19 protein-coding genes, 1 pseudogene and 1 riboswitch are annotated in these 21,365 nt (G+C 27.6%); of the genes and pseudogenes, 4 read left to right on the top strand and 16 right to left on the bottom strand.

What is annotated here, in order from left to right; translation table 11 throughout:
- Positions 1-21: 21 nt before the first annotated feature.
- The 10 genes from Q0O83_RS04990 to Q0O83_RS05035 all read right to left on the bottom strand — a co-directional run bounded on the left by Q0O83_RS04990 (position 22) and on the right by Q0O83_RS05035 (position 11,342).
- Positions 22-1,011, bottom strand: coding sequence for a LacI family DNA-binding transcriptional regulator (locus Q0O83_RS04990; RefSeq protein WP_294094678.1), 990 nt, complete (start codon positions 1,009-1,011; stop codon positions 22-24).
- Between the two features lie 31 nt (positions 1,012-1,042).
- Entirely contained in the window at positions 1,043-2,572 is a 1,530-nt protein-coding gene (locus Q0O83_RS04995) for a sodium/solute symporter (protein ID WP_294094680.1), read from the bottom strand.
- An 86-nt stretch (positions 2,573-2,658) separates the two neighbouring features.
- On the bottom strand, positions 2,659-3,675 hold the full coding sequence (locus tag Q0O83_RS05000; RefSeq protein ID WP_294094682.1) for an ester cyclase: 1,017 nt from the start codon (positions 3,673-3,675) through the stop codon (positions 2,659-2,661).
- Positions 3,676-3,680: 5 nt separating this feature from the next.
- Positions 3,681-4,949 carry an MFS transporter gene (locus Q0O83_RS05005; RefSeq protein ID WP_366515951.1) on the bottom strand — a complete coding sequence of 423 codons (1,269 nt, stop codon included), beginning with the start codon at positions 4,947-4,949 and terminating at the stop codon, positions 3,681-3,683.
- 178 nt (positions 4,950-5,127) lie between these two features.
- The gene (locus Q0O83_RS05010; protein WP_294094686.1) at positions 5,128-5,706 is read right to left on the bottom strand and encodes a histidine phosphatase family protein; all 579 of its coding nucleotides are present in this window, start codon (positions 5,704-5,706) and stop codon (positions 5,128-5,130) included.
- A complete protein-coding gene (locus Q0O83_RS05015) occupies positions 5,707-6,537 on the bottom strand; it encodes a metallophosphoesterase (protein ID WP_294094687.1) in 831 nt (276 codons plus the stop codon).
- Positions 6,538-8,094 (bottom strand): ABC transporter ATP-binding protein, encoded by a 1,557-nt coding sequence (locus Q0O83_RS05020; RefSeq protein WP_294094689.1) that lies wholly within the window; start codon positions 8,092-8,094, stop codon positions 6,538-6,540.
- Positions 8,054-8,896: an ABC transporter permease gene (locus Q0O83_RS05025; RefSeq protein WP_294094691.1), complete on the bottom strand. Its 843-nt coding sequence runs from the start codon at positions 8,894-8,896 to the stop codon at positions 8,054-8,056. Before Q0O83_RS05025 ends, Q0O83_RS05020 begins: the two co-directional genes overlap by 41 nt.
- Positions 8,897-8,907: 11 nt before the next feature.
- A complete protein-coding gene (locus Q0O83_RS05030) occupies positions 8,908-9,843 on the bottom strand; it encodes an ABC transporter permease (RefSeq protein ID WP_294094693.1) in 936 nt (311 codons plus the stop codon).
- Positions 9,844-9,848: 5 nt separating this feature from the next.
- Entirely contained in the window at positions 9,849-11,342 is a 1,494-nt protein-coding gene (locus tag Q0O83_RS05035; RefSeq protein ID WP_294094695.1) for an ABC transporter substrate-binding protein, read from the bottom strand.
- Between the two features lie 197 nt (positions 11,343-11,539).
- Positions 11,540-11,636, top strand: a riboswitch (purine riboswitch).
- 80 nt (positions 11,637-11,716) lie between these two features.
- On the opposite strand from Q0O83_RS05035, the gene Q0O83_RS05040 reads away from it, so the two are divergent.
- A complete protein-coding gene (locus Q0O83_RS05040) occupies positions 11,717-12,466 on the top strand; it encodes a 5'-methylthioadenosine/adenosylhomocysteine nucleosidase (protein ID WP_294094697.1) in 750 nt (249 codons plus the stop codon).
- A 42-nt stretch (positions 12,467-12,508) separates the two neighbouring features.
- The gene (locus Q0O83_RS05045; protein ID WP_294094699.1) at positions 12,509-13,513 is read left to right on the top strand and encodes a hypothetical protein; all 1,005 of its coding nucleotides are present in this window, start codon (positions 12,509-12,511) and stop codon (positions 13,511-13,513) included.
- A 49-nt stretch (positions 13,514-13,562) separates the two neighbouring features.
- Here the strand turns inward: Q0O83_RS05045 and Q0O83_RS05050 are convergent, their stop codons facing one another.
- The 6 genes and pseudogenes from Q0O83_RS05050 to bioB all read right to left on the bottom strand — a co-directional run bounded on the left by Q0O83_RS05050 (position 13,563) and on the right by bioB (position 18,974).
- Complete coding sequence (locus Q0O83_RS05050; RefSeq protein ID WP_294094700.1) at positions 13,563-14,222, bottom strand: methyltransferase domain-containing protein; 660 nt, start codon at positions 14,220-14,222, stop codon at positions 13,563-13,565.
- Positions 14,212-14,826, bottom strand: a complete 615-nt coding sequence (locus Q0O83_RS05055) for a pimeloyl-ACP methyl esterase BioG family protein (RefSeq protein ID WP_294094702.1) — start codon at positions 14,824-14,826, stop codon at positions 14,212-14,214. The genes Q0O83_RS05050 and Q0O83_RS05055 overlap by 11 nt, the downstream gene beginning before the upstream one ends.
- Positions 14,804-15,931 (bottom strand): aminotransferase class I/II-fold pyridoxal phosphate-dependent enzyme, encoded by a 1,128-nt coding sequence (locus Q0O83_RS05060; protein ID WP_294094704.1) that lies wholly within the window; start codon positions 15,929-15,931, stop codon positions 14,804-14,806. Before Q0O83_RS05060 ends, Q0O83_RS05055 begins: the two co-directional genes overlap by 23 nt.
- Entirely contained in the window at positions 15,932-17,377 is a 1,446-nt protein-coding gene (gene bioA / locus Q0O83_RS05065) for an adenosylmethionine--8-amino-7-oxononanoate transaminase (protein ID WP_294094796.1), read from the bottom strand. It abuts the gene before it with no gap.
- A gap of 54 nt (positions 17,378-17,431) precedes the next feature.
- Positions 17,432-17,992 (bottom strand): annotated as a pseudogene (gene bioD / locus Q0O83_RS05070) (dethiobiotin synthase); the annotation flags it as partial.
- Positions 17,976-18,974, bottom strand: a complete 999-nt coding sequence (bioB, locus tag Q0O83_RS05075; RefSeq protein WP_294094706.1) for a biotin synthase BioB — start codon at positions 18,972-18,974, stop codon at positions 17,976-17,978. The gene bioB and the pseudogene bioD, both read right to left, overlap by 17 nt.
- Positions 18,975-19,134: 160 nt before the next feature.
- Between bioB and Q0O83_RS05080 the strand changes: the two genes are divergently transcribed.
- Positions 19,135-19,569 (top strand): CAP domain-containing protein, encoded by a 435-nt coding sequence (locus Q0O83_RS05080; protein WP_294094708.1) that lies wholly within the window; start codon positions 19,135-19,137, stop codon positions 19,567-19,569.
- Between the two features lie 115 nt (positions 19,570-19,684).
- Positions 19,685-21,337, top strand: a complete 1,653-nt coding sequence (locus Q0O83_RS05085) for an AAA family ATPase (RefSeq protein WP_294094709.1) — start codon at positions 19,685-19,687, stop codon at positions 21,335-21,337.
- Positions 21,338-21,365: the final 28 nt, after the last annotated feature.

Here is a 21,365-nt window from a genome sequence, read left to right on the forward strand (position 1 = left end):
TCCTCCTAAACAATCGTTGTTTTAAGTTGTTTCCCTTTCAATAATAAAATTATCTGACTTATTTTCTGAAATCACCTTTTTTTTATCTTCTATCTGACCAATTAAATACTCTAAAGCATTTAAAGTTATTTCTTCAAAATTCTGTTTTACACTTGATAGTCTAGGATAGAAATAATCTATTAATTCTATATTATCATGTCCTATTATTTTTATTTCTTCTGGAATTTTTATTTCATATTCTTTTACCAAACTTAAAATACCTAAAGCTACTTTATCTTGTTGACAAAAAATACCATCAAAACTTTTTAGAAATTCTAAATTATTTAAAACTAAATCTCTTCCATTTTCAAATGTCATATCACATTCATATATATGGTTATTAGATTTAGATAGATTATTTTTTTCTAAGTATTTCATAAAGCCTATAGTTCTATCTTTATAGTCTGTTAACTGAATGTTATTAGACGTGATTGTTAATAGCTTCGAGCATCCTTTAGAATGCAACAATTTCGCTACTTCATAACCACACTTCAAATTATCACTCTTAAAAACAAGCGTTTCTTCATCTAATATGGATGGCTTATACGCAACAAACGTATGTGGCATTTTATTTTTTTTTAAAATTTTAATATTTTCCTCTGAAATTTCTCTACTAGCTACTATCAAACCATCAACATTTCCACTTTTAATTGTTTCTTCTAAAGATTTAGTTCTTATTATTAATATCTCATAATCAAATTTTTCAGAATTTAATAAAAAATATTTTTCTAATTGTGAAAAGAAATCTCTTTTATTAAATTCGTAGAAATCATTTGGAAATATTATTCCGATACGATGATTTTTTTTTGTTGCTAAACTTCTCGCATTCTGATTTATTACAAAATTATTCTCTTGAGCAACTTTAACAACTAGTTCTCGAGTTTTTTTAGCTATATTTGGATTATTATTTAATGCTCTTGATACTGTTGATTCACTTAAATTAACTATTTTAGCTATATCTTTTAATGTCATTTTACACCTTTTTTTTCTTAATATTATAAATTTATATATCTAAAAAGTAAAGTAATATAATCAGTAATATAAAATATACGATTAATAAAACTGATTTTTTATCAAAATATGTTTTTTTCATCATAAATTTTTCAACACTTTTCCTATAATTCGAATCACTAAAACTAAATGTATATCCAATAAAGCATGTTATTAAAAAACCTACAAGATTATTCCACATCCAAAATATATTAAACATATGAGATATAAATGCCGTTCCAATTATTCCAATTAAAAATCCAAAGATAACACTTTTTTCATTCGTTTTTGAAGAAAATAACCCTAAAGTGAAAACTGCTAACATTGCTCCTAACAGATAAGAACCATATTGACTTATAACTTCTAAAATAGAATTATTTGAAGCAGATACATTAAACGCAAAATAACCAATTAACATTCCAAATATTGAAGTTGCAATTCTTGTCATATTTATATCTGAAATATTTTTTACGCTCTTTTTTAAATATGTATCATATATATCCTTCATAAAAACTGTTGTCATTGAATTTAAAGAAGAATCTATACTACTCATTGTTGCAGCAAAAACTGCAGCAATTATAACTCCTAAATATCCCTTTGGAATCTCTTCTAATGCAAATTTTATATATACTTCATTCGCATTCTGGAATGGAACTCCTTTATAAAATACAAATAAAACTATTCCAACTAATAAAAATAAAAACATTTGTATAACCGAAAATACCCCACTAAACCATAAGGAATACTTTGTATTATCCAATGATTTCGCGGTTAAAACTCTTTGAACTTGAGTTTGATCAACCCCAAAATATGCTATATGTAAAATTCCACCTCCAAAAAGACCTGCCCAAAATGTATTTGGCTCTCTAAAATTCATACTCCAATCAAATGTAGATAATTTACCACTTTGTCTTGCTATATCAAATATTTCAGGTATAGTATGTGGAGTTTTTTCAAAAACTGTTATTACTGAAATTACTACTCCTATCCACAAGGCAAACATTTGAAAAACATCTGTCCAGATAACACTTTGTATTCCTCCAAGAACAGTATAAAATATTGAAACTATAACAATTAAAGATATTGTATAATTAAGAGATAGACCCGTGATTTTAGAAAGTATTAATGATGGTAAATAAACTATCGAACCGATTACAACTAACATTTTAACTATATATACAAAGACCATAATAAGCCTCATTTTCTTTCCAAATCTTTTTTCTATATACTCATAAATAGAAACTATCTCTAAACTATAAAAAAATGGGATAAATGTTCCACTTAAAACATACATCACTAAAGGAATATTTAAATTTAATACAAGTGGCTTTAATCCTTGCTCATAAGCCCACCCAGGGGCTCCAATAAATGTAATTGCGCTAATTTGAGTTGCCATAACCGAAAGCCCTATTGCCCACCACTTAAAATCTCTTCCTCCTGAAAAAAAATCAGCTGTATTCGTTGTTTTTTTCCCAATTACAACTCCTAATCCTATTGTAAAAATAAAATAAAATACTAAAACTCCCCAATCTAAATGCGTCATCAATCCTCCTTATAAAATAGGGTTAGCGCAGTTAAAAAACTGCGCTAATTGAAATTATCTAAAATATACTTTATTATAAAATTCTATTAAAATTTTGGATTTAATATATTTGCTGTTCTTTCAAATACATCTAACCCTTGTTGCTTTAACCAGAATGGAATATCTATTAATACCCAGTTCTCAGAAAGTTTATCTTTATCTCTATAGTAAACGTCAACAACTTGCATATCTCCTCTTACTTTTCCACCAGGTAAGCCTAGCCATCCACCGATTGGTGTATTAGAAAGATTTGGCCATCCGAAGAAACAGCTAAAGTTTCCTTCTGCAAATCTACATACATGTCCATTAAAAACTTTATCTGTTAAGCTACTTCTGAATGGTAATGAATGCTGAGCTATATATCTAGGAATAGTATAACTTGCTCCAACTCCTGCTGGACCATACCATATCATATTTTTTGACCATGAAGGCTCTAATATATCTGGAGTAATTCCCATAGCTCCACTTTTATTAAGTGCTGATAAATCCTCAACCATTTTATTAACAAGAGCTAATGTTTTTACTCCTTCTTCTGGAGCTGCATCTTCAAATAATAATCCATCATGATTTCTTGGTCCTGGATAAACAAAGTATTGTCCTGTTGATGGAGGTAATGGATAAACTCCAGCTTGTTGCATTAATCCTAATAAATCAACGAAAAGACCTGTCTTAGTTATTTTTCCATTTTCAACGCAAGAAAACTCTGCGTATCTTAAGTTTATCATTTTCCCAGTTGGTCTGATTCCTAAGTATTCTTCATCAAATAGACCCATAAAATGACCCATTGACATTACCCACTCTTCAGTATCATTAACTTCATTTGTTCCAGCTATAAAAACATCTTGTCTTCTTTGAAGGTGTTTTATCGAAGTCATTAAAGGTTTCCAAAAAGTTTCTGTTGCTGCTGTCGCTCCTTCTTGCTCTCTGAATGGATAAACTCCTCTCCACAAGTAGTTTTCTGAAGTATATTCTTTTAAAACTGATTCAATTGTTTCTACTGTTGAATTCTCCATTGCATCAAAATATTCTCTTACAATTTTTTTTATTTCTTGATATTTAGACATATTCTTTACCTTTCCTTTATTTCTTTTTTATTATTTGTTTTTTTATAAAAAACTCCTGTTTCTAGAGTTTCTGGTAATGTTAACCAAAGAATTGCAGCTAATGTAAATAGCACTGGTGCTCCCCACATTGCCGTTTGTAAGGATGTTGCATTTCTTACTGCAACCACTATTGTTGGTGCAAATAATGCTATGATTCTTCCACCGTGGAAAAGTGAAGCACCCATAGTTTTTAAGTGCGACGGAAATAACTCTGTAAAATACCCTCCCCAAATTGCACTTGATGCTAAACCTACTCCATATATAAATCCACATATTGATAATATCGTTACATTGCTTGGTGCTATAAAATATAAAGATATCATTATTGAAGATATAATAAATCCAAACGCATTTGCTTTTCTTCCAAATTTATCTGACATGAATCCCCAGATATACGCTCCAACTAAAGATCCAGAAGAAGCTGCTGAAAACAGAATTCCCATAGTTTTTGCATCAAAGTTCCTTACTTCTCTTAAATAAACCGTTACAAACCCACTAAAGAATTGATAACCTATAAAGTTTAATCCAGATAGTAAAATGCAAGTTACAGATATTCTAGCTAATTTTCCAGAGAACATCTCTTTCCAAGTTGCTTTTTTCTGTTCCTGAATTTCTCCAAGATCATTCTTCTTCTGCTCACTACCGAAAGGTATATAAACTTTTTCGCTTGGTACTAAAAATATCATAGCTATTGCCGCTAATACTGGTGGTAATCCACCTATCACCATAAGCATCTCCCAGTTATTTTCTCCTAATAAAGCTCCATAAGCTCCCATTATTATTAGGGCTATTGAGAACAAACTTGAGGCGAAAGCAGTTACTTTTCCTCTTACTTTACCATCAAATAATCCTACCATTACTGTTACAGCCACTGTAAAATATCCACCTAATGAAATCCCAATTACAAATCTCATCAACATCCACATTTCAAAAGATTGACTTGATAAATTTACTAATGTCGCTCCTCCATTAAGAAGTGTTATCATTATTAATATTTTTTTTCTTCCAAAATTTTCAGCAAACCACGCACAGCTTAAAGCCCCAATTAAAGCTCCAATTGATTGTGCTGTATAAAATAGAGCTGTTTGTGCTAAAGTTATTCCATAATATTGAACTATAAACGGTCTTACATAATCTATAACTACGAAATTATAGCAGTAGAAAAAATACCCAATTAAAATTACAAAATACGCCAATAAACGCTTTGCTAACGATAAGTCACTCATATGTTTCATGTCTTTCATTTTTACCCCTTTTCAATTCTTATGTTTTATTCTAGAATAAACATTACTTTTGCAAGCGCTTGCAATTTATTTCAAAATCAATATAACATTAATTATTAATTTTGTCAAAATAAATTTTAATTGTATTTTTAAAAAGGGTAGATATAATAAATCTACCCTTCATTTCTTTTTATTCTCCTATTGGCTTTATAGCTTTTATTTTTTTTACTTTATCTATTTGAAGCTCATAACCCAATCCATTTTTTACATCAAACTTCCAAAATCCTTTTTCATTTTCAAAAAAATTATGCAAAATTGCTCTTATAAAACCAGAGTGAGTAAATATGACTATATGATTTTCTTCATTGTAATTTTTTTGAATTATCTCATTAATTATTAAGTTAACCCTCTCTTTAAATTCTTTTATTGACTCTCCGTTAAATGGTTTAAAATTATTATTTGCCCAATTTCTAAAATAATTTTCATTTCCTACTTCTGAATATGTTTTATTCTCATCATCACCAAAATTAATCTCTCTTAGCCTGTGATTTATTAAAATATCTTTATCCGGTGCAATTATTTTTGCAGTTTTTAAACATCTTTTTAAATCGCTACTAAAATAATGTGTTCCCTCTTTATAATAACCTTTTTCTTTATAGTTTTTTATCTCTAAAAGCCCCTTCTCTGTAACATCTACATCAGTCCATCCTGCAAGTATATGATTTACATTTGCATATGTTTGAGCATGTCTTATCAATGATATTTTCATTTAAACCACCACCACTTTTATTGACTCTTCTATATTTTGATAAAGTGTCATTTCTCCTTTACTTTTTTCAAACTCTTTATGATATCCAAGACAAGAACAAACAAATTCTGTTTCCTCTTCCACAAAGCTCTTTCTGTAGTGAACATGTCCTGATATAGAAACTATAGGTTTATATTTTTTTACTAATTTATAATAATCTTCGCTTCCTAAAAACCCATTAAAAAACTTCCATTCTTCTCTATTTTCCGTACTAACTTTAAAAAAACTATGATTAATCATATGAGTTATAAAAATAACCTTTTTATTTCTATTTTCCTCAAATTTTCTCTCCAATTGATTCAATATTTCTTTATGCTTTTCTATATCCATTTTAGTAAACTTTATTTTTATTTTATCTTGCCATATTCTTTCTCTATAAGATCCTTTTATAAATTCTTCTATTGAAAATTTTTCGTTATCACCAAAAGAATAATCATACCATCCTGTATCTCCTATTACTACAAGGTCATCTCTTAATTGTATAACTTTTCCTGTTATACAATTTTTATCAGCGGCATATTTTTGCACAATATCTTCTGTCGGGATTTCTATTTTTTGTTTTTGCCAAATATCATGATTTCCTGGAACATAATAAATTTTTATTTCTATTTTTTTCTTTAAATTTTCTATAAATTTTATTGTTTCATTTATATCTTCAGTTATATCCCCTGCAATTAAAAGTACTTCAATATCTTTATTTTGGATAAAATAATTATTTAATTCATTTAATAAATCGATTCCTTTTTCTTTATACAAATCTGAATGTAAATCTGAAATTATACCTATCTTCACTTAAACAACCTCTCCTTCTCTGGTTAATCTCGATGATAATAATTTTTTTGTGTATTCATGTTTTGGATTTTGAATAATTTTATCAGTTTTTCCTATCTCTACTATTTCACCTGAATTTATAACCGCAACTCTATCACAAAAATATTTTACTACTGATAAATCATGGGTTATAAATATTATTGTTAAATTCAATTTATTTTTCATTTCCATAAAAATATTTAAAATTTGTGCTTGATTAGATATATCAAGAGCACTAATAGATTCGTCTGCCACAATAATTTTTGGATTTAGAATAATTGCTGTAACAATCGTAACTCTTTGTCTTTCACCACCACTAAGCTCTTTTGGTAATTTGTAATAATATTCTTCTGTTAAGCCAACCATTTTTAAATATTTAATAGATTTTTTCTTTCTTTCTTCTTTAGTTAGATTTGTGTGTGCTTTTAAAGGCTCTTCTAAATGCCAACCAACCGTATGAAAAGGATTTAATGTACTGTAAGGATCTTGAAATATTGACTGGATGTCTTTTTTTTCATTTTTTCCTGAAAAAAAAATATTTCCTGAATCTACTTTTTCTAAACCTAATATGCACTTTCCAAGAGTACTCTTTCCACTCCCTGATTCTCCTACTATCCCTAAAACTTCATTTTCATATATATCTAAAGAAAGATTATTTAAAATTAAAGACTCCTTTTTTTTATATCTTTTTTTTATTTTTTTTATAGCTAATATTAATTTTTTATTTTTCTTATTAAAATTAGTTTCTTCTAAAATTTTATTTTCATTTTTTATATAGTTTTCTGGTTTCAATCGAATTAGAGATTTTGTATAATCATTTTGAGGATTATTTAGAACCTGTTCTAATTCACCCTTTTCTATTATCTTTCCTTTGTACATGACTAAAATATCTTCTGAAATATACTCTATAACTGATAAATCATGAGAGATAAATATGATTGATAAGTCATATTTATCTCTCAACTCCTTAAAAAGATCTAAAATCTGTTTTTGTGTTGTCACATCTAAAGCTGTTGTTGGTTCATCTGCAATTAAAAGATACGGTCTATTAATTATTGCATTAGCTATAACAACTCTTTGCTTTTGACCTCCACTCAACTGATGCGGATAATATTTAACCATTTCTGGATTTAGACCTACATCTCTCATAGTATTTTCTATTCTTAAATCTATCTCTTCTTTAGTCAGAGAATTATCATGATTTATTATTGTTTCTTGAAGCTGTTTTTTTATTTTCACAACCGGATTTAAACTTGTCATTGGATTTTGAAATACCATAGAAATTTCTTTACCTCTATAAGCTTGAAATTGTCTTTCAGATATTTCTAAAAGATTTTTATTTTTAAATATAATCTCTCCTTCAACCTTAAACTTATCAGTTAATAATCCTAAAATAGTTTTTGAAAGCATACTTTTCCCACTTCCAGATTCACCAACTATTCCTAAAATTCTTTTTTTTTCAAAACAAAAATCAATATTTTTCAATATGTAATTTCTTTCATTTTTTAAATTCAAATTTTTTATAGTTAATATTTTCATTTTTTCTCCTTTTGTCTAAAATTTCTTTAACTCCATCTCCTAACTGATTGAAACCAAGTGCTGTTAAAGTTATAAAAATTCCCGGTACAATTGAATAAAATGGATTTAAAAATATAAATTCCTTTGATTCTGAAAGTATCATTCCCCAGCTTGGATAAGGTAATTGTACTCCTAATCCTAAATAACTTAAACCTGCTTCCATTAATATAACATTCGAAAATTTCATCGCTGCATTAACAATTATTGTAGATTTAATATTTGGTAGGATATGAACGAATAAAATTCTAAAATCATTTACACCAATAGTCTTTGCCCAAAAAATATAGTCTAAGTTTTTTATTTCTAAAACTTTTCCTCTCGTAAGCCTTATTATTGATGGTAAAATTAAAATTGTTATTGAAATAACCGTATTCAAATTACTTTTTCCTAAAATTGCTATAAACATAAGCAATATTAAAATTCCTGGAATCGCTATAATAGAATCTACAATTTTCATTAAAATTGTATCAATAATACCTCCATAGTAACCTGAAATCAGACCAATTAGAGTTCCAATTAAGCTACTCATAAATATAACTATTGTACTTAAAATAAAAGCACTCTGACTTGCTATCATTATTCTCGAAAATATATCCCTTCCTAAATAGTCCGTTCCTAAAAAATTGGTATAACTCGGATAAGCTATTTTATTAAACTCATTTATTTTATAAGGATCATAAGGTGTCCATACAAAACTCAACAACATTATAAACAATAAACTTCCTAAAATGAGACTTCCTATATAAAGATTTTTATTTTTCATTTTTCCTCCATCTATTTTGAAACTCTAGGATCTACAACAGAATAAAGAGTATCCACACAAAGATTTATAATAATCACAGTTAAACTAAAGAAAAATACGATTCCTTGTGTTAACGGTATATCTCTTTGATCAACAGCATTTATTAAAAGACTTCCAATTCCTGAAAGACCAAAAACATTTTCTATTATTATACTTCCTGAAAGAAGATTTAAAATGATCATTCCTATGATTGTTATTACTGGAATTAATGAATTTTTAAGCATATGCTTATATATTATTTTATTCATACTTGTTCCTTTTGCTACAGCAAAAACTACATAATCCTTTTCTTTTTGATCTGCTAATTCATTTGCTAAGTATCTCATAATAATTGAGATACTTCCCATACTTATCGCTATAACTGGTAATATTAAAGCTCTTAAAGTTTTTAAAGGTAGATTCCAGTCAATTGAAACAATAACTGGTAATATTCTTAGCTTCAAACAAAATAAGTACATTAAAACTATTCCTATCCAAAATGAAGGTGTTGATATATTGATCTGAATAAATATTTTCAAAAAATTTCCGATTTTGTTATTTTGATTTTTATATAAAACTATTCCCATTGGAATAGATATTATAACTATAAAAAATAGTGAAATTAATCCTAAAGAAAGGGTTATTTTTAATCTACTTATAATTAAATCTACAACCGTATAATTTTCGTAAATATACGATTTACCTAAATCAAATCTTAAAATATTATAAACCCATTCAAAATATTGCTTATATAAAGGTTTATCTATTCCCATTGTTTTTTTATAAACCTCTGCCATATTAAATTCATCTTCCATTCCAGCTTTTAAAGTTGCTGCATCTCCAGGTAAGATTTGAAAAATTACAAAAATTAGTATTGTTATAATAAAAATTGTAATTAATGATGATATTATTTTTTTCAAATATTTCATTTTAACTACCCTCTCTTTTTTATATTAAATATATCTATAAATGTAAACGGATAAGCTTTGTAATTAGTAAATTTTTTAGATAATGCTATACTTATCCCTTGGTCCATTATCCATATTGATACTACTTCATCTGTCAAAATCTTTTGTATTCTTTTATAAGCTTTTACTTCCTCTTCTTTTGAATTTTGATTAAACGCTTCTTTTAATAAATTATCAATTTCTATATTTTTATATTGCGGCATATTTCCCGAAGCCATGCTCCCATATCTAGATAAAACTCTATATGGATCTGGATATCCAACAATTTGTAATAAAGCTGCTTCATAATTATGTTCTCTATAAACCTCTGTAAAATAATTTGTCCAAGGTAAAGAATGAATCTCCACATTTACTCCTATAGAAGATAACTCTTCTTTTATTATAACGGCCATTGTATTGTCAAAACTATTCTCACCAACAACTTTCAATGTAAAACTCAAATTCTCATAACCACTATTCTTTAATAATTCTTTTGCTTTAACTATATCTTTAACCTGAATTGGAATATTTTCAATATAGTCTCTCATATAAGGAGACATATGGGTAGATAAAGCTACTCCACTATCTTTTGCTAAAATATTAACCAATCTGTTCTTATCTATTCCTAATTCAATAGCTTCTCTTACCTCCTTATTTTTAAATGCTTCAAACTCATGATTTAAAAACATCGTTCTAACATCATTTGCTAAACCATCATAAATTGAACTTCCTGAAACTTTTTCTACTATTTTTCTATTATCTGAAGTTATTTGAAGTAAATCTAATTCTCCCGCTTGGAAAGCCATCAATTGAGAAGATGTATCTGGAAAAATCTTAAATGTTACTTCTTTTACATCTCCAACACCTTTATAAAAATCTTTGAAAGCAGATAAAACTATTTTTTCTCCAGGAACATACTCTACAAATTTATATGGTCCCGCTCCTATTGGCTTTTTTTCTTGTTCTTCTTCGCTAACATCTTTAGGTATTATAAATGTATCTATCACTTCAAAAATTATTTGAGATAAACTTATATTTTCATTAAAACTCATTTTTATAGTTTTGTCATTAATTATGTCTATATCTTCTAAACTATTTGACAATAAAGATGATATTGGAGCTTTTCCATCTTTTCCAGCTACTCTTTCATATGAATACTTTATATCATCTATAGTTATATCTTTTGTATTATGAAATTTAGTACCCTCTCTTAAAATCATAGTTATACTCTTAGTTTTTTCATCTAAAAAATAACTTTTAGCTAAAGCTTCTTTTACTTCTTTAGAATCAACATCATATTCTAACATTCCTAAATGCATATTTCTCATAACTCCTTTGGTTGATGCTGATACATCTCTGAGTGGAGCTAATGATTTAAATCCTGTTTTTATAGGAATAACCATTTTTAATGTCTCTTCTTTCTTCTCACACCCCATTAAGATTGCAACTATTACAAATAATAAATAAACTATTTTTTTCAATTTTTCATCTCCTTTTTAATTCTATTTGTTCAAGTTTATCATTAAAATGTTAAATCTAAATTAAACAGATGTAAAATATAAGAAAACTAATTTCTACTCTTTATTCACAACAATTATTTTCTCGAATAACAATTGCTTGTGAAAAAAATATTGCAATGTTTAGAAAGTTATGGTACCATCTTTTTGTAAAAGAATTAACATACAAACACAAATTAACTCATATATACTTGGGATTGGCCAAGAGTTTCTACGAGCTGCCGTAAATAGCTCACTATGAGGGATGATATAATCACTAATAATGAGAGTATATATTCCCATAGGATTTTATATGCTCTTTTTTATTTTCATAAAATTTATTTTAAAGGGAGAACCAAATGAAAAAACTTACATTACTTTTAACACTTCTGACATCAACACTATCTTTAGCTGACAGAATAGCTATAATCGGAGCTATGGACTCTGAAATAAAAATTTTACTTTCACAAATGAAAAATGTAGAACAAGAGGAAAAAGCTTCTGTTGTATTTTATAAAGGAAAATTAGAAAATAAAGATGTTGTTGTTTTCAAGTCTGGAATTGGAAAAGTTAATGCTGCTATGTCTACAACTATCGCTATGGAAGAGTATGATGTAAATAAAATAATCTTCACTGGAGTTGCTGGAGCAATCAATAATAACTTAAATATAACTGATGTTGTTGTATCTGATTATTTAGTTCAACATGATTATGACACTACAGTATTTGGTACTAAAAAAGGGGCTGTTCCTGGATCAGTTGATGCTAAGTTCTCAGCTGATAAAAACTTAATTAATATTGCTAAAAATTCCGCTGAAAAAGTTTTAGGAAAAGATAAAGTTTATGTTGGAACAATTGCAACTGGAGATCAATTTATAGCTGATAAGAAAACTGTACAAGCTTTAGAATCTGAATTTGGTGCATGGGCTGTTGAAATGGAAGGAGCTGCTGTTGCTCACGTTGCTAATCTTTATAAAACTCCTGTTGTTGTTATTAGATCTATGTCTGATAAGGCTGATGGAAGTGCTCATATGAACTACAATGATTTCGTTAATATTGCTGCTGATAACTCTGCTAAAATCGTTATCAATATGCTATCACAAATGTAATTCATAATATAAATCCCACAAACTAAACTTAGGAGACATTTAATGAAAAATAAAATTTTATTTAGCTTTATACTACTTAATCTTACTGCTTTAGCTGCTCTTGATCCGAGTACTGCCATTGAAAAACTAAAATTAAAAGAGTTATCTAAAACTTATCCAAAAGAAAAAGTTCAAAATTCTTTAAAAGGTTATAAAAATATTAAATCAGAATCTTTAGAATCTCTTTCAGATAAAGCTGTTTTAATCGACCTTAATATAACAACTGTGGACTTGCTAAATAAAAAAGATTACTCAACAATTTCTAATTATGTTGATGATTTTTTAGATATGAATGAAAATAGTTTAGGAAATATATCTGATAAAAATATCCTTGAGAGAGTTTCAAAAAAATGGTCTGCAACTGTAGCGCCTAAAGATACCCTTCTTTTAAACAACTTAAACATAGCTTTAGCTAATGGATTAATGACAGGATATAACTTAAAAAATATAAATGAATATGCAAACTTTAAAAAAGAACTAACTGCCAGTTATGGTCACAATGATATAACTCATGCTTTACAGCTGATATCTTTATTAAAAAGTGAAGGTTTAGATGCTAAAATACAACTAGAACCTAAGACCTCTGCTTTTTTACATAATCCAAATTGGGGTTCTCCTAACTATGACCACATAATTTTAGAGGATGGTAAAATAGTTCTTACTCCTACTGAATACGATTTAAAATTTGAATTTAAAAATGTAAACGATAAAATTAAATTCACAAAAATTATAGATCGTTATGCTAAGAAAGACTCTAAAGACCAAGAGGGATTAATATATAAATCTTGGTGGCAACCATTTGTACAAACTGATAAAATTGAAGGATACAATATGCTTATCTCTCATCTAGTTAAAAATGGTAATTTTGAAGCTAACGTATTAACTTTACCTAAAAATTCTGAAGCTTTCATTAAAGCTATGAAAAAGGAATCAACTCTTGAAGTTACTGCTCAAGAGATTTGGGTTAATCCCGCTTTCTATAGATTTATGGAAGGTAATTACAAATAATATAAAAGAAGACCAAACTCTCAAAATGAGAGTTTGGTCTTCTTTTTTTTCAATTCCAACAATTATAATAAACTACTTTATATGTCAACTTTGTCTCTTTAAAATTTCTTATCTTCGCAATTTCTATATTTTTTCTAATTCCTGTAACCCCTGTGTATTTCAAATGTTTTAAAGCTTCTAAAGGAGTCGAAAACTTTAAAATAATATTTTCTATCTTGTAATCAACAAATTTAAACTTTCTCTTTAACTTTAACAAAATATCTTCATGCTTAACATATTCCAAACTCACTCCAAAATCATTTTTAATCTCTGGTAAATTTCCATCTACATAAATTGAAAATAACAATCTATCTGTTGCTATTGATATTTTATCTAGTAGCTGATCTAAATTCTTACTCCATTGAAATACCGAGCTTGAAGTTATCAAAGAATATTTTTTATATTCAAAAGTATCCATATCTTCAATTATAAATTTCGATTTTTCAATCTGTGACACATAATTTTCACTATCACATAAGTCATTTAATATTATATTTTGATATTTTATATGAGATACTAATTTTTTAGAATAGATTCCTGTTCCACATCCAATCTCTAAAATTGTTTTAAACTCTTCATCTTTCTGTAAAAAACGGATTAATTTTTGAGCAACCTTCTTCTGAACAAAAGCATAATTATCATATGTATTTAAAAACTTATCAAATCTCATCTAAAATATCCACCAACCTACTTACAAATTTTTTCTCATTAAAGATAAAATGTTCTCCATCTATCTCATAAATTAAACTACCATTTTCTGTAAAATATTTTTTTTGATTTTTAAATTTTATTATTCGATCATTTTTAGAAATTATAGCTTTTTTTATATAGTTTTCTCTTTCTATATAGTTATCTATAAAATCTAAAAGTTCAATTTTCAATTCCGATATAGCTTTTTTTCCATCAAAAATAGATATATTTTTATTATCTAAAATTCCTATATTTTTATAAAATCTCTCTAAAGATTCTTCCGTCAAATTTTCAAGAGTATACTCCAACATTTTTTTTGAAATTCCTCTCTCTCCTATCATATGTGGAGTCCCATTAATTCCTATTGTCTCATAGCTCCGATAAGAAGGATTCTCTTCTAAAAATTTATTTAAATAGTAAACCCCAAATGACCAGCCTACAAATATAATTTTTTTATATTCTAAGTCAACCTCTTCATACTCATATTTATATGGATAATTCAAATATCTAATCTTCCATCCATTTCCTACAGAAAAATTTAAACTCTTTATTCCCCAGCCATTAAAGAATATTATCAATTTCATATTTTAACTCCTCTATAAACTTTTGAACTATCTCCTTTGTATGAAGTGCTGTTAAGCTTACTCTCAATCTAGCTGTTCCTTTTGGAACTGTCGGCTCTTTAATAGGGTATATTAAGTAACCTTTCTCCTGAAGATTTTCAGATATTCTATTTACCCTCTGATTTTCACCTATTACTATGCTAATTATATTTGTTGTAGATATTGTTTTTATTTCATATTTACTCAAAAGATTCCTAGTATACTCTGAAATCTCAATTAATCTCTCTCTTCTAAAATCAAATTTTTCTATCTTTTCGAGAATAAAAAGATTCCAAGCCACATTTATAGGAGGCAATGCTGTCGTATATATAAATTTCCTTCCTTTGTTTATCAGATACTCTTTTGATAATTCATCCATTAAAACATAAGCTCCTATTGAAGCCCCAGCTTTTCCAAGAGGAATAACAATATAGTCAACTAAATCCAAAGCATCTGCCTCATAACATTCACCATATCCTGAAACTCCAAAAGAGTGAGCTTCATCTATTAACAATTTAAATTTATACTTATTTTTTAATTGAACTAATTCTTTTATATCTGCTTTATCTCCATCCATACTATAAATAGTTTCTGAAACAACTAATATATCATCATACTCCAAACTATATTTTTTCAAAATTTCTTCTAAGTGATTATAATCTAGATGTCTATATCTTAAAAGTTTTGCCTCTGAAGCTTTTATTCCAGCATATATACTTGAATGATTATATCTATCACTTATAATAAGTGAATTTTTAGAAAATAAAGTTTCTATCAAGCAAGTGTTAGCATCATATCCACTATTAAATAGTAAAGCTTTTTTATTATAAATTTTTTCTAATATTTTTTCCAACTTTATGATTATAGGATAAGTTCTACTAAGTAATCTTGACGAGGAAGATGAAAACATTAAATCGACATTCTTATATTTTTCAAAAAACTCTATTCTTAATTCTCTATCTTCATTCAATCCTAAATAGTCGTTTGATGAAAAATTAATATACTTTTTGTCAATTGACTTTAAACTTCGGTAATTCTCATCTTTTTTTAATTTTGATAACTCTTTAATAATATCCTCTTCTCTCATCTAAACCTCAAATCCTACAAAACTATTTATAAATTTATTGTTTACTTCCATATTTTTTCTTTTTATCAAATACTCTTCAATAGATTCTAGACACTTTTCTAACATAAAATCTATCTCATCTAACTCAATTGTATATGGTGGCATAAAGTATACTACATCTCCCAAAGGCCTAATTATAATTCCTTTTTCAAGACCTATCTTATAAATTTCATATGTTGCTCTCTCGTAAGACTTAAATCTCTCTTTTTTCTCTTTATCTTTAACTAATTCAAGGGCACCAATAAAACCAATCTGTCTATACTCTCCAATATTTTTATGATTTTCAAAAATTTCTCTAGCTTTTTTCTCTAAATATTGTGCTTTTTTCTCAACCTCTTTCAGAATATCTTCCTCTTTAAAAATTTTTAATGTTTCGACAGCTACCGAACACCCAAGCGGATTACCAGAATAGCTATGTGAATGTAAGAATGCTCCACCTTCTAAATAATCTTTATAAAAAGTATTATATATCTCATCCGTAATAAGAGTTAATGCCATTGGAAAATATCCCGCTGTTAGACCTTTTCCAACACACATAATATCTGGAGAGATATCTGCATGTTCACAAGCAAACATTTTTCCTGTTCTTCCAAATCCAACAGCAATCTCATCAGCTATGAAATGAACTCCTTTTTCAATTGTTAAAGCTCTTAATTTTTTCAAATATTTTGGAGAATACATATTCATTCCTGCTGCTCCTTGCACCATTGGTTCTATTATTACTCCTGCTATTTCATCACCATTTTCTTCTAACAACTCCTGCATATGAATAAAACATTCGGCCTCACAATTTACCGGTTTTTTATTCCAACTACATCTATAACAATCTGGACCTTCGACTTTCAGAGCTTCTTTTATAAGCGGTTTATATAACTCTGTAAACAGATTTACATCTGTTACTCCCAAAGCTCCTAAAGTTTCCCCATGATAAGCATTTTTTAAAGATACAAACTTTTTTCTTTTTGTATTCCCTTTCTCTTGATGATATTGAAATGATATTTTAAGAGCTATCTCTACTGCTGAAGAGCCATTTTCAGAAAAAATAAGTTTTTTTAAACCTTTAGGAACTACTTCAATCAACCTCTCTCCAAGTTCTATAGCTGGCTCATGTGTAAAATTGGCAAAAATTGTATGTTCTAAACTTTCTAATTGTCTATTTAGAGCTTTATTTATCCTTTCATTGCAATGTCCAAAAAGATTTACCCACCAACTTGAAACACAATCCATATATCTTTTCCCATTTTCATCTATCAAATAAACTCCCTTACCTTTTTTTATAACCATCGGTGGAAGCTTTTCATAGTCTTTCATTTGTGAGCATGGATGAAAAATATATTCTAAATCTTTTTTTTGAAGCTGACTTATACTCTTATAATTTAAAAAAGTTTTTAATTTTTCTAAATCTATATCTGTTTCTCCCTCATCAACAATTAAGTAGTTATCAATTTTTGCTAACGAAACCAGCATATCTATATTATCTTTTTCAAAATATTCATTTTTAAATCTATTGAAAACAACTCCTAAAACCGGTATTTTTTCAGCTTTAAGATAGCTTAACGTTGCTAAAGTGTGATTGATTGTTCCAACTTTTGTATCTGCTACTAAAATTACTGGTAGTTTTGATTTTTTTATTAAATCTGAATACATGTACCCATCTCTATTTAATGGAACACAAACTCCTCCTGCCCCTTCTACAATTAGATATCTGTTATTCAAACGTTTTTTTCCTATCTTTTTTAAAATTCTTTCAAAGTCTATTTCAACTTTATCTATCTCTGCTGAAAGATGTGGCGATACTGGTTCAATTAAATTGTAACTACACATCTCCTCACTATATTCAACTCCTGCAAACGAACAAACACTTAAAACATCTGGAGCTATTCCGTCAATTGATCCACTCTGAATGGGTTTATAATATGTTGCTTTACTATTTTTCAAGGCCTTAAAGAACAATCCCGAAATATATGTTTTACCTATATCTGTTCCTGTTCCAACTACAAAAAAACTATCTCTTGAATTCAAATCCAGCCTCCTTAAATATCATTCTATCTCTTTCAATTGTGCTTCCTGTCGTTGTTAGATAATTACCTGTAAGAGCTCCATTAACTCCTGAGTTTACTCCAATAATTTCATAATCTCCTAAAAGTTGACGTCCACCTGCATATCTTATAAAAGTATTTGGTAAAATTAATCTATATATTGCTATTGTTTTTACAACTTCTAAAGGTGTTAGCTCCTCTATTATTTCTAAGGCTAAAGGTGTGCCTTCAATAGGAGTCAAAATATTTATTGGAACTGAATCTACCTCCAACGCTTTCAATTCAAATGCCATTTCCACTCTATCCTTTTTAGTTTCACCCAATCCTAAAATACCACCAGAACAGACTTTTAAACCAGCTTTTTTAGCATTTTTACAAGTTTCAATTCTATCTTCATAAGTATGTGTCGTGCAAATTTCATCATAAAATTTTCTTGAAGTCTCTAAATTATGATGATACATCTGTACTCCTGAATTTTTAAGTTCTTTTGCTACTTCAAAATCTATTATTCCATGAGAAGCGCATAGATGGAGAGATGTTTCATTTTTCAACTCAACGTATATCTCTTTTAAACTTTCTAATTCACAACCTATATTTAAACCTCTTCCACTTGTAACTAAAGAGAATTTATCAACTAACTTTGTTTCCATATCTTTTGCAAGCTCTAAAATTTTATTCTTGTTCATCAAATCATATACATCTGCTGCTGTATTATAGTATGATGATTGAGCACAATATCTACAATCCTCTGAACAATTTCCTGATTTAGCATTAACTATCGTGCAGAGATTAAATATATCCCCATGAAAAGTTTCTCTAATTTTATTTGCTCCATCTAAAAGAACCTTCAAACTATCTTTATCTTTTTCGAAATCATACTCTATAAGTTCTATAGCTTCTTCAAAAGTTATTTCACTTTTTCTTTCTAAAATTCCATCTATTATTTTCTTTATAAATTTTTTCATATTTCACCTCGGATAATTTTATTTCATGTTAACCATTCTATTCTACAAAAATAAAAATGTCAACTTTTTTTATTTTTAAAGTTTACATTTTACAGATATTAGACATTTTCAATTTTATTTGCTAAAATAAACTACAAGAATACTTATCAGGAGAGAACTTATGAAAAAAATACTAGGAATTTTACTTTTACTTTTAACAACATCATTATTTGGAATGAACAGCGATTATGAAGTTATTCTAAATCTTGTCAATATCGAAAGAGAAAATAGAGGTATCGAACCTTTAAAGCTAAATCCAACTTTAAATGCTCTTGCTAAAATTAAATCTGATGATATGCATCACAATCAATATTTTAGTCACAATTCACCTATATATGGTTCGCCATTTGATTTAATGGAAAAACATAATGTACAATACATGACTGCTGGTGAAAATATTGCAAAGGGACAAAACACACCGGAATTTGTTATGAAGTCATGGATGGATTCACCAGGTCATAGGAAAAATATACTAAACCCTAAATTTAAAGAGATGGGTGTTTCAAGAGATGAGTTTGGAAATAATATTTGGACACAGATGTTTATTGGAAGTTAACTAATAATAACAGAAGCTATAAATTTTCAAAGTTAGTAATCTCTTATTTTTTAAATTTCTATCCATAAAATATGATATAATAAAATAGATATATAAAAATGATGAGGTGAAAAAAATGGATAAGAAAAAGTTACCTGTTGGAATAGACAACTTTAAAAAAGTAATAGAAAATGACTATTATTTTATTGATAAAACAATGTTTATAGATGAATTATTAAATAAAAAATCTGAGGTAATATTACTACCTAGACCTAGAAGATTCGGAAAAACTTTAAATATGTCAATGCTTAACTATTTTTTTAATATAGAAGATAAAGAGACCAATAAAAAACTATTTGATAATTTATCTATTTCTAATACAGATAAAATGAAGTATGCTGGAGAATATCCAGTTATATATATAAGTTTAAAAGATATAAAGGTTAGTAGTTGGATAGAGTGTTTTAGTGCCTTAAAAAATTTAATTAGTAACCTATTCCAAACTAAAATATATATTAGAGAATCTTTGAATGAAATTCAAAGAAAAAACTTTAATGATATTTTAATGAAAAGTGAAAATGCAGATTATTCAAATGCTTTAAAAGATTTGTCTAGCTATCTAGAGAGTTATTATAAAAAGAAAGTAATAATTTTAATAGATGAATATGATACACCATTGGTAACAGCTCACTCACAAGAATACTATGATGAAGCTATATTCTTCTTCCGTAATTTTTTGAGTGCAGCATTAAAAGGTAATCCATATTTAGAACTTTCAGTTCTTACAGGAATATTGAGAGTAGCAAAGGAAAGTATATTCTCAGGTTTAAATAACCTTACAGTATCTACAATTTTAGATAGTGACTTTAACTATTTTGGTTTAACTGTAGAGGAGGTCGAAGTAGCTTTAAAATATTATAAATTAGATTATGAGTTAGAAGATGTCAAGAGATGGTATAACGGATATACTTTTGGAGAGAAATTAGTCTATAATCCGTGGTCTTTAATTAACTTTATAAATAAAAATGCCTTAGGACCTTATTGGATAAACACAAGTGATAATGCTTTAATAAAGCAGTTACTTGATAAAAACGATTCTAAAATATTGGATGATTTAAAAGCTGTTTTTAGCGGAAACGAAATAGAGGAAGTAATTACAGAAAATATAGTATTTTCAGATTTAGAAGATGTGGATACAATCTGGTCATTGATGCTATTTTCAGGCTATTTAACATATGATAGATTTGAAATTTCAGATATAACAGAAGCAAAGACATATTTCTTAAAAATTCCAAATTATGAGGTTAAATCATTTTTTAAAAACAGCTTTATAAAGCAGTATAGTCATGGTAAAACAGCTATGTATTTTAAAATGCTTGAAGATTTGTATAAAGGTGATATTGAAAGATTCCAGTATAAATTTAAAGAATTATATTTATCAGCTGTAAGTTATCATGATGGTGGAGATAGCGAAAAGTATTATCATCACTTTATGCTTGGACTTCTATTAACGTTAGGAGATAAATACATAATAACCTCTAATAGAGAAAGTGGTTATAGAAGATATGATATAGCCTTAGAACCAAAGGATAAAAAAAATTATGGATTGATATTTGAGTTTAAAATAGGAGATAAAAACAGTATCTCTGAGAAAGCTAAAGAAGCTTTAACTCAAATAAATGAAAAAAAATATGATATATCTATGAAAAATAATGGTGTATTGAAAATTATAAAAATAGGAATGGCTTTTAGTGGAAAAGATGTTGCTATTGAAAGTGAAATTGATTAAACCCATAAAAAATTAAGAGGCTAGATAA

It is taken from the genome of uncultured Cetobacterium sp. (genome assembly GCF_945952365.1).
Taxonomy (GTDB): Bacteria; Fusobacteriota; Fusobacteriia; order Fusobacteriales; family Fusobacteriaceae; genus Cetobacterium_A.

Coding starts and splice junctions, on each gene's coding strand:
- Q0O83_RS04990 (WP_294094678.1), bottom strand. CDS start 1,011: ATGACATTAAAAGATATAGCTAAAATAGTTAATTTAAGTGAATCAACA.
- Q0O83_RS04995 (WP_294094680.1), bottom strand. CDS start 2,572: ATGACGCATTTAGATTGGGGAGTTTTAGTATTTTATTTTATTTTTACA.
- Q0O83_RS05000 (WP_294094682.1), bottom strand. CDS start 3,675: ATGTCTAAATATCAAGAAATAAAAAAAATTGTAAGAGAATATTTTGAT.
- Q0O83_RS05005 (WP_366515951.1), bottom strand. CDS start 4,949: ATGAAACATATGAGTGACTTATCGTTAGCAAAGCGTTTATTGGCGTAT.
- Q0O83_RS05010 (WP_294094686.1), bottom strand. CDS start 5,706: ATGAAAATATCATTGATAAGACATGCTCAAACATATGCAAATGTAAAT.
- Q0O83_RS05020 (WP_294094689.1), bottom strand. CDS start 8,094: ATGAAAATATTAACTATAAAAAATTTGAATTTAAAAAATGAAAGAAAT.
- Q0O83_RS05025 (WP_294094691.1), bottom strand. CDS start 8,896: ATGAAAAATAAAAATCTTTATATAGGAAGTCTCATTTTAGGAAGTTTA.
- Q0O83_RS05030 (WP_294094693.1), bottom strand. CDS start 9,843: ATGAAATATTTGAAAAAAATAATATCATCATTAATTACAATTTTTATT.
- Q0O83_RS05040 (WP_294094697.1), top strand. CDS start 11,717: ATGAAAAAACTTACATTACTTTTAACACTTCTGACATCAACACTATCT.
- Q0O83_RS05045 (WP_294094699.1), top strand. CDS start 12,509: ATGAAAAATAAAATTTTATTTAGCTTTATACTACTTAATCTTACTGCT.
- Q0O83_RS05050 (WP_294094700.1), bottom strand. CDS start 14,222: ATGAGATTTGATAAGTTTTTAAATACATATGATAATTATGCTTTTGTT.
- Q0O83_RS05055 (WP_294094702.1), bottom strand. CDS start 14,826: ATGAAATTGATAATATTCTTTAATGGCTGGGGAATAAAGAGTTTAAAT.
- Q0O83_RS05060 (WP_294094704.1), bottom strand. CDS start 15,931: ATGAGAGAAGAGGATATTATTAAAGAGTTATCAAAATTAAAAAAAGAT.
- bioB (WP_294094706.1), bottom strand. CDS start 18,974: ATGAAAAAATTTATAAAGAAAATAATAGATGGAATTTTAGAAAGAAAA.
- Q0O83_RS05080 (WP_294094708.1), top strand. CDS start 19,135: ATGAAAAAAATACTAGGAATTTTACTTTTACTTTTAACAACATCATTA.
- Q0O83_RS05085 (WP_294094709.1), top strand. CDS start 19,685: ATGGATAAGAAAAAGTTACCTGTTGGAATAGACAACTTTAAAAAAGTA.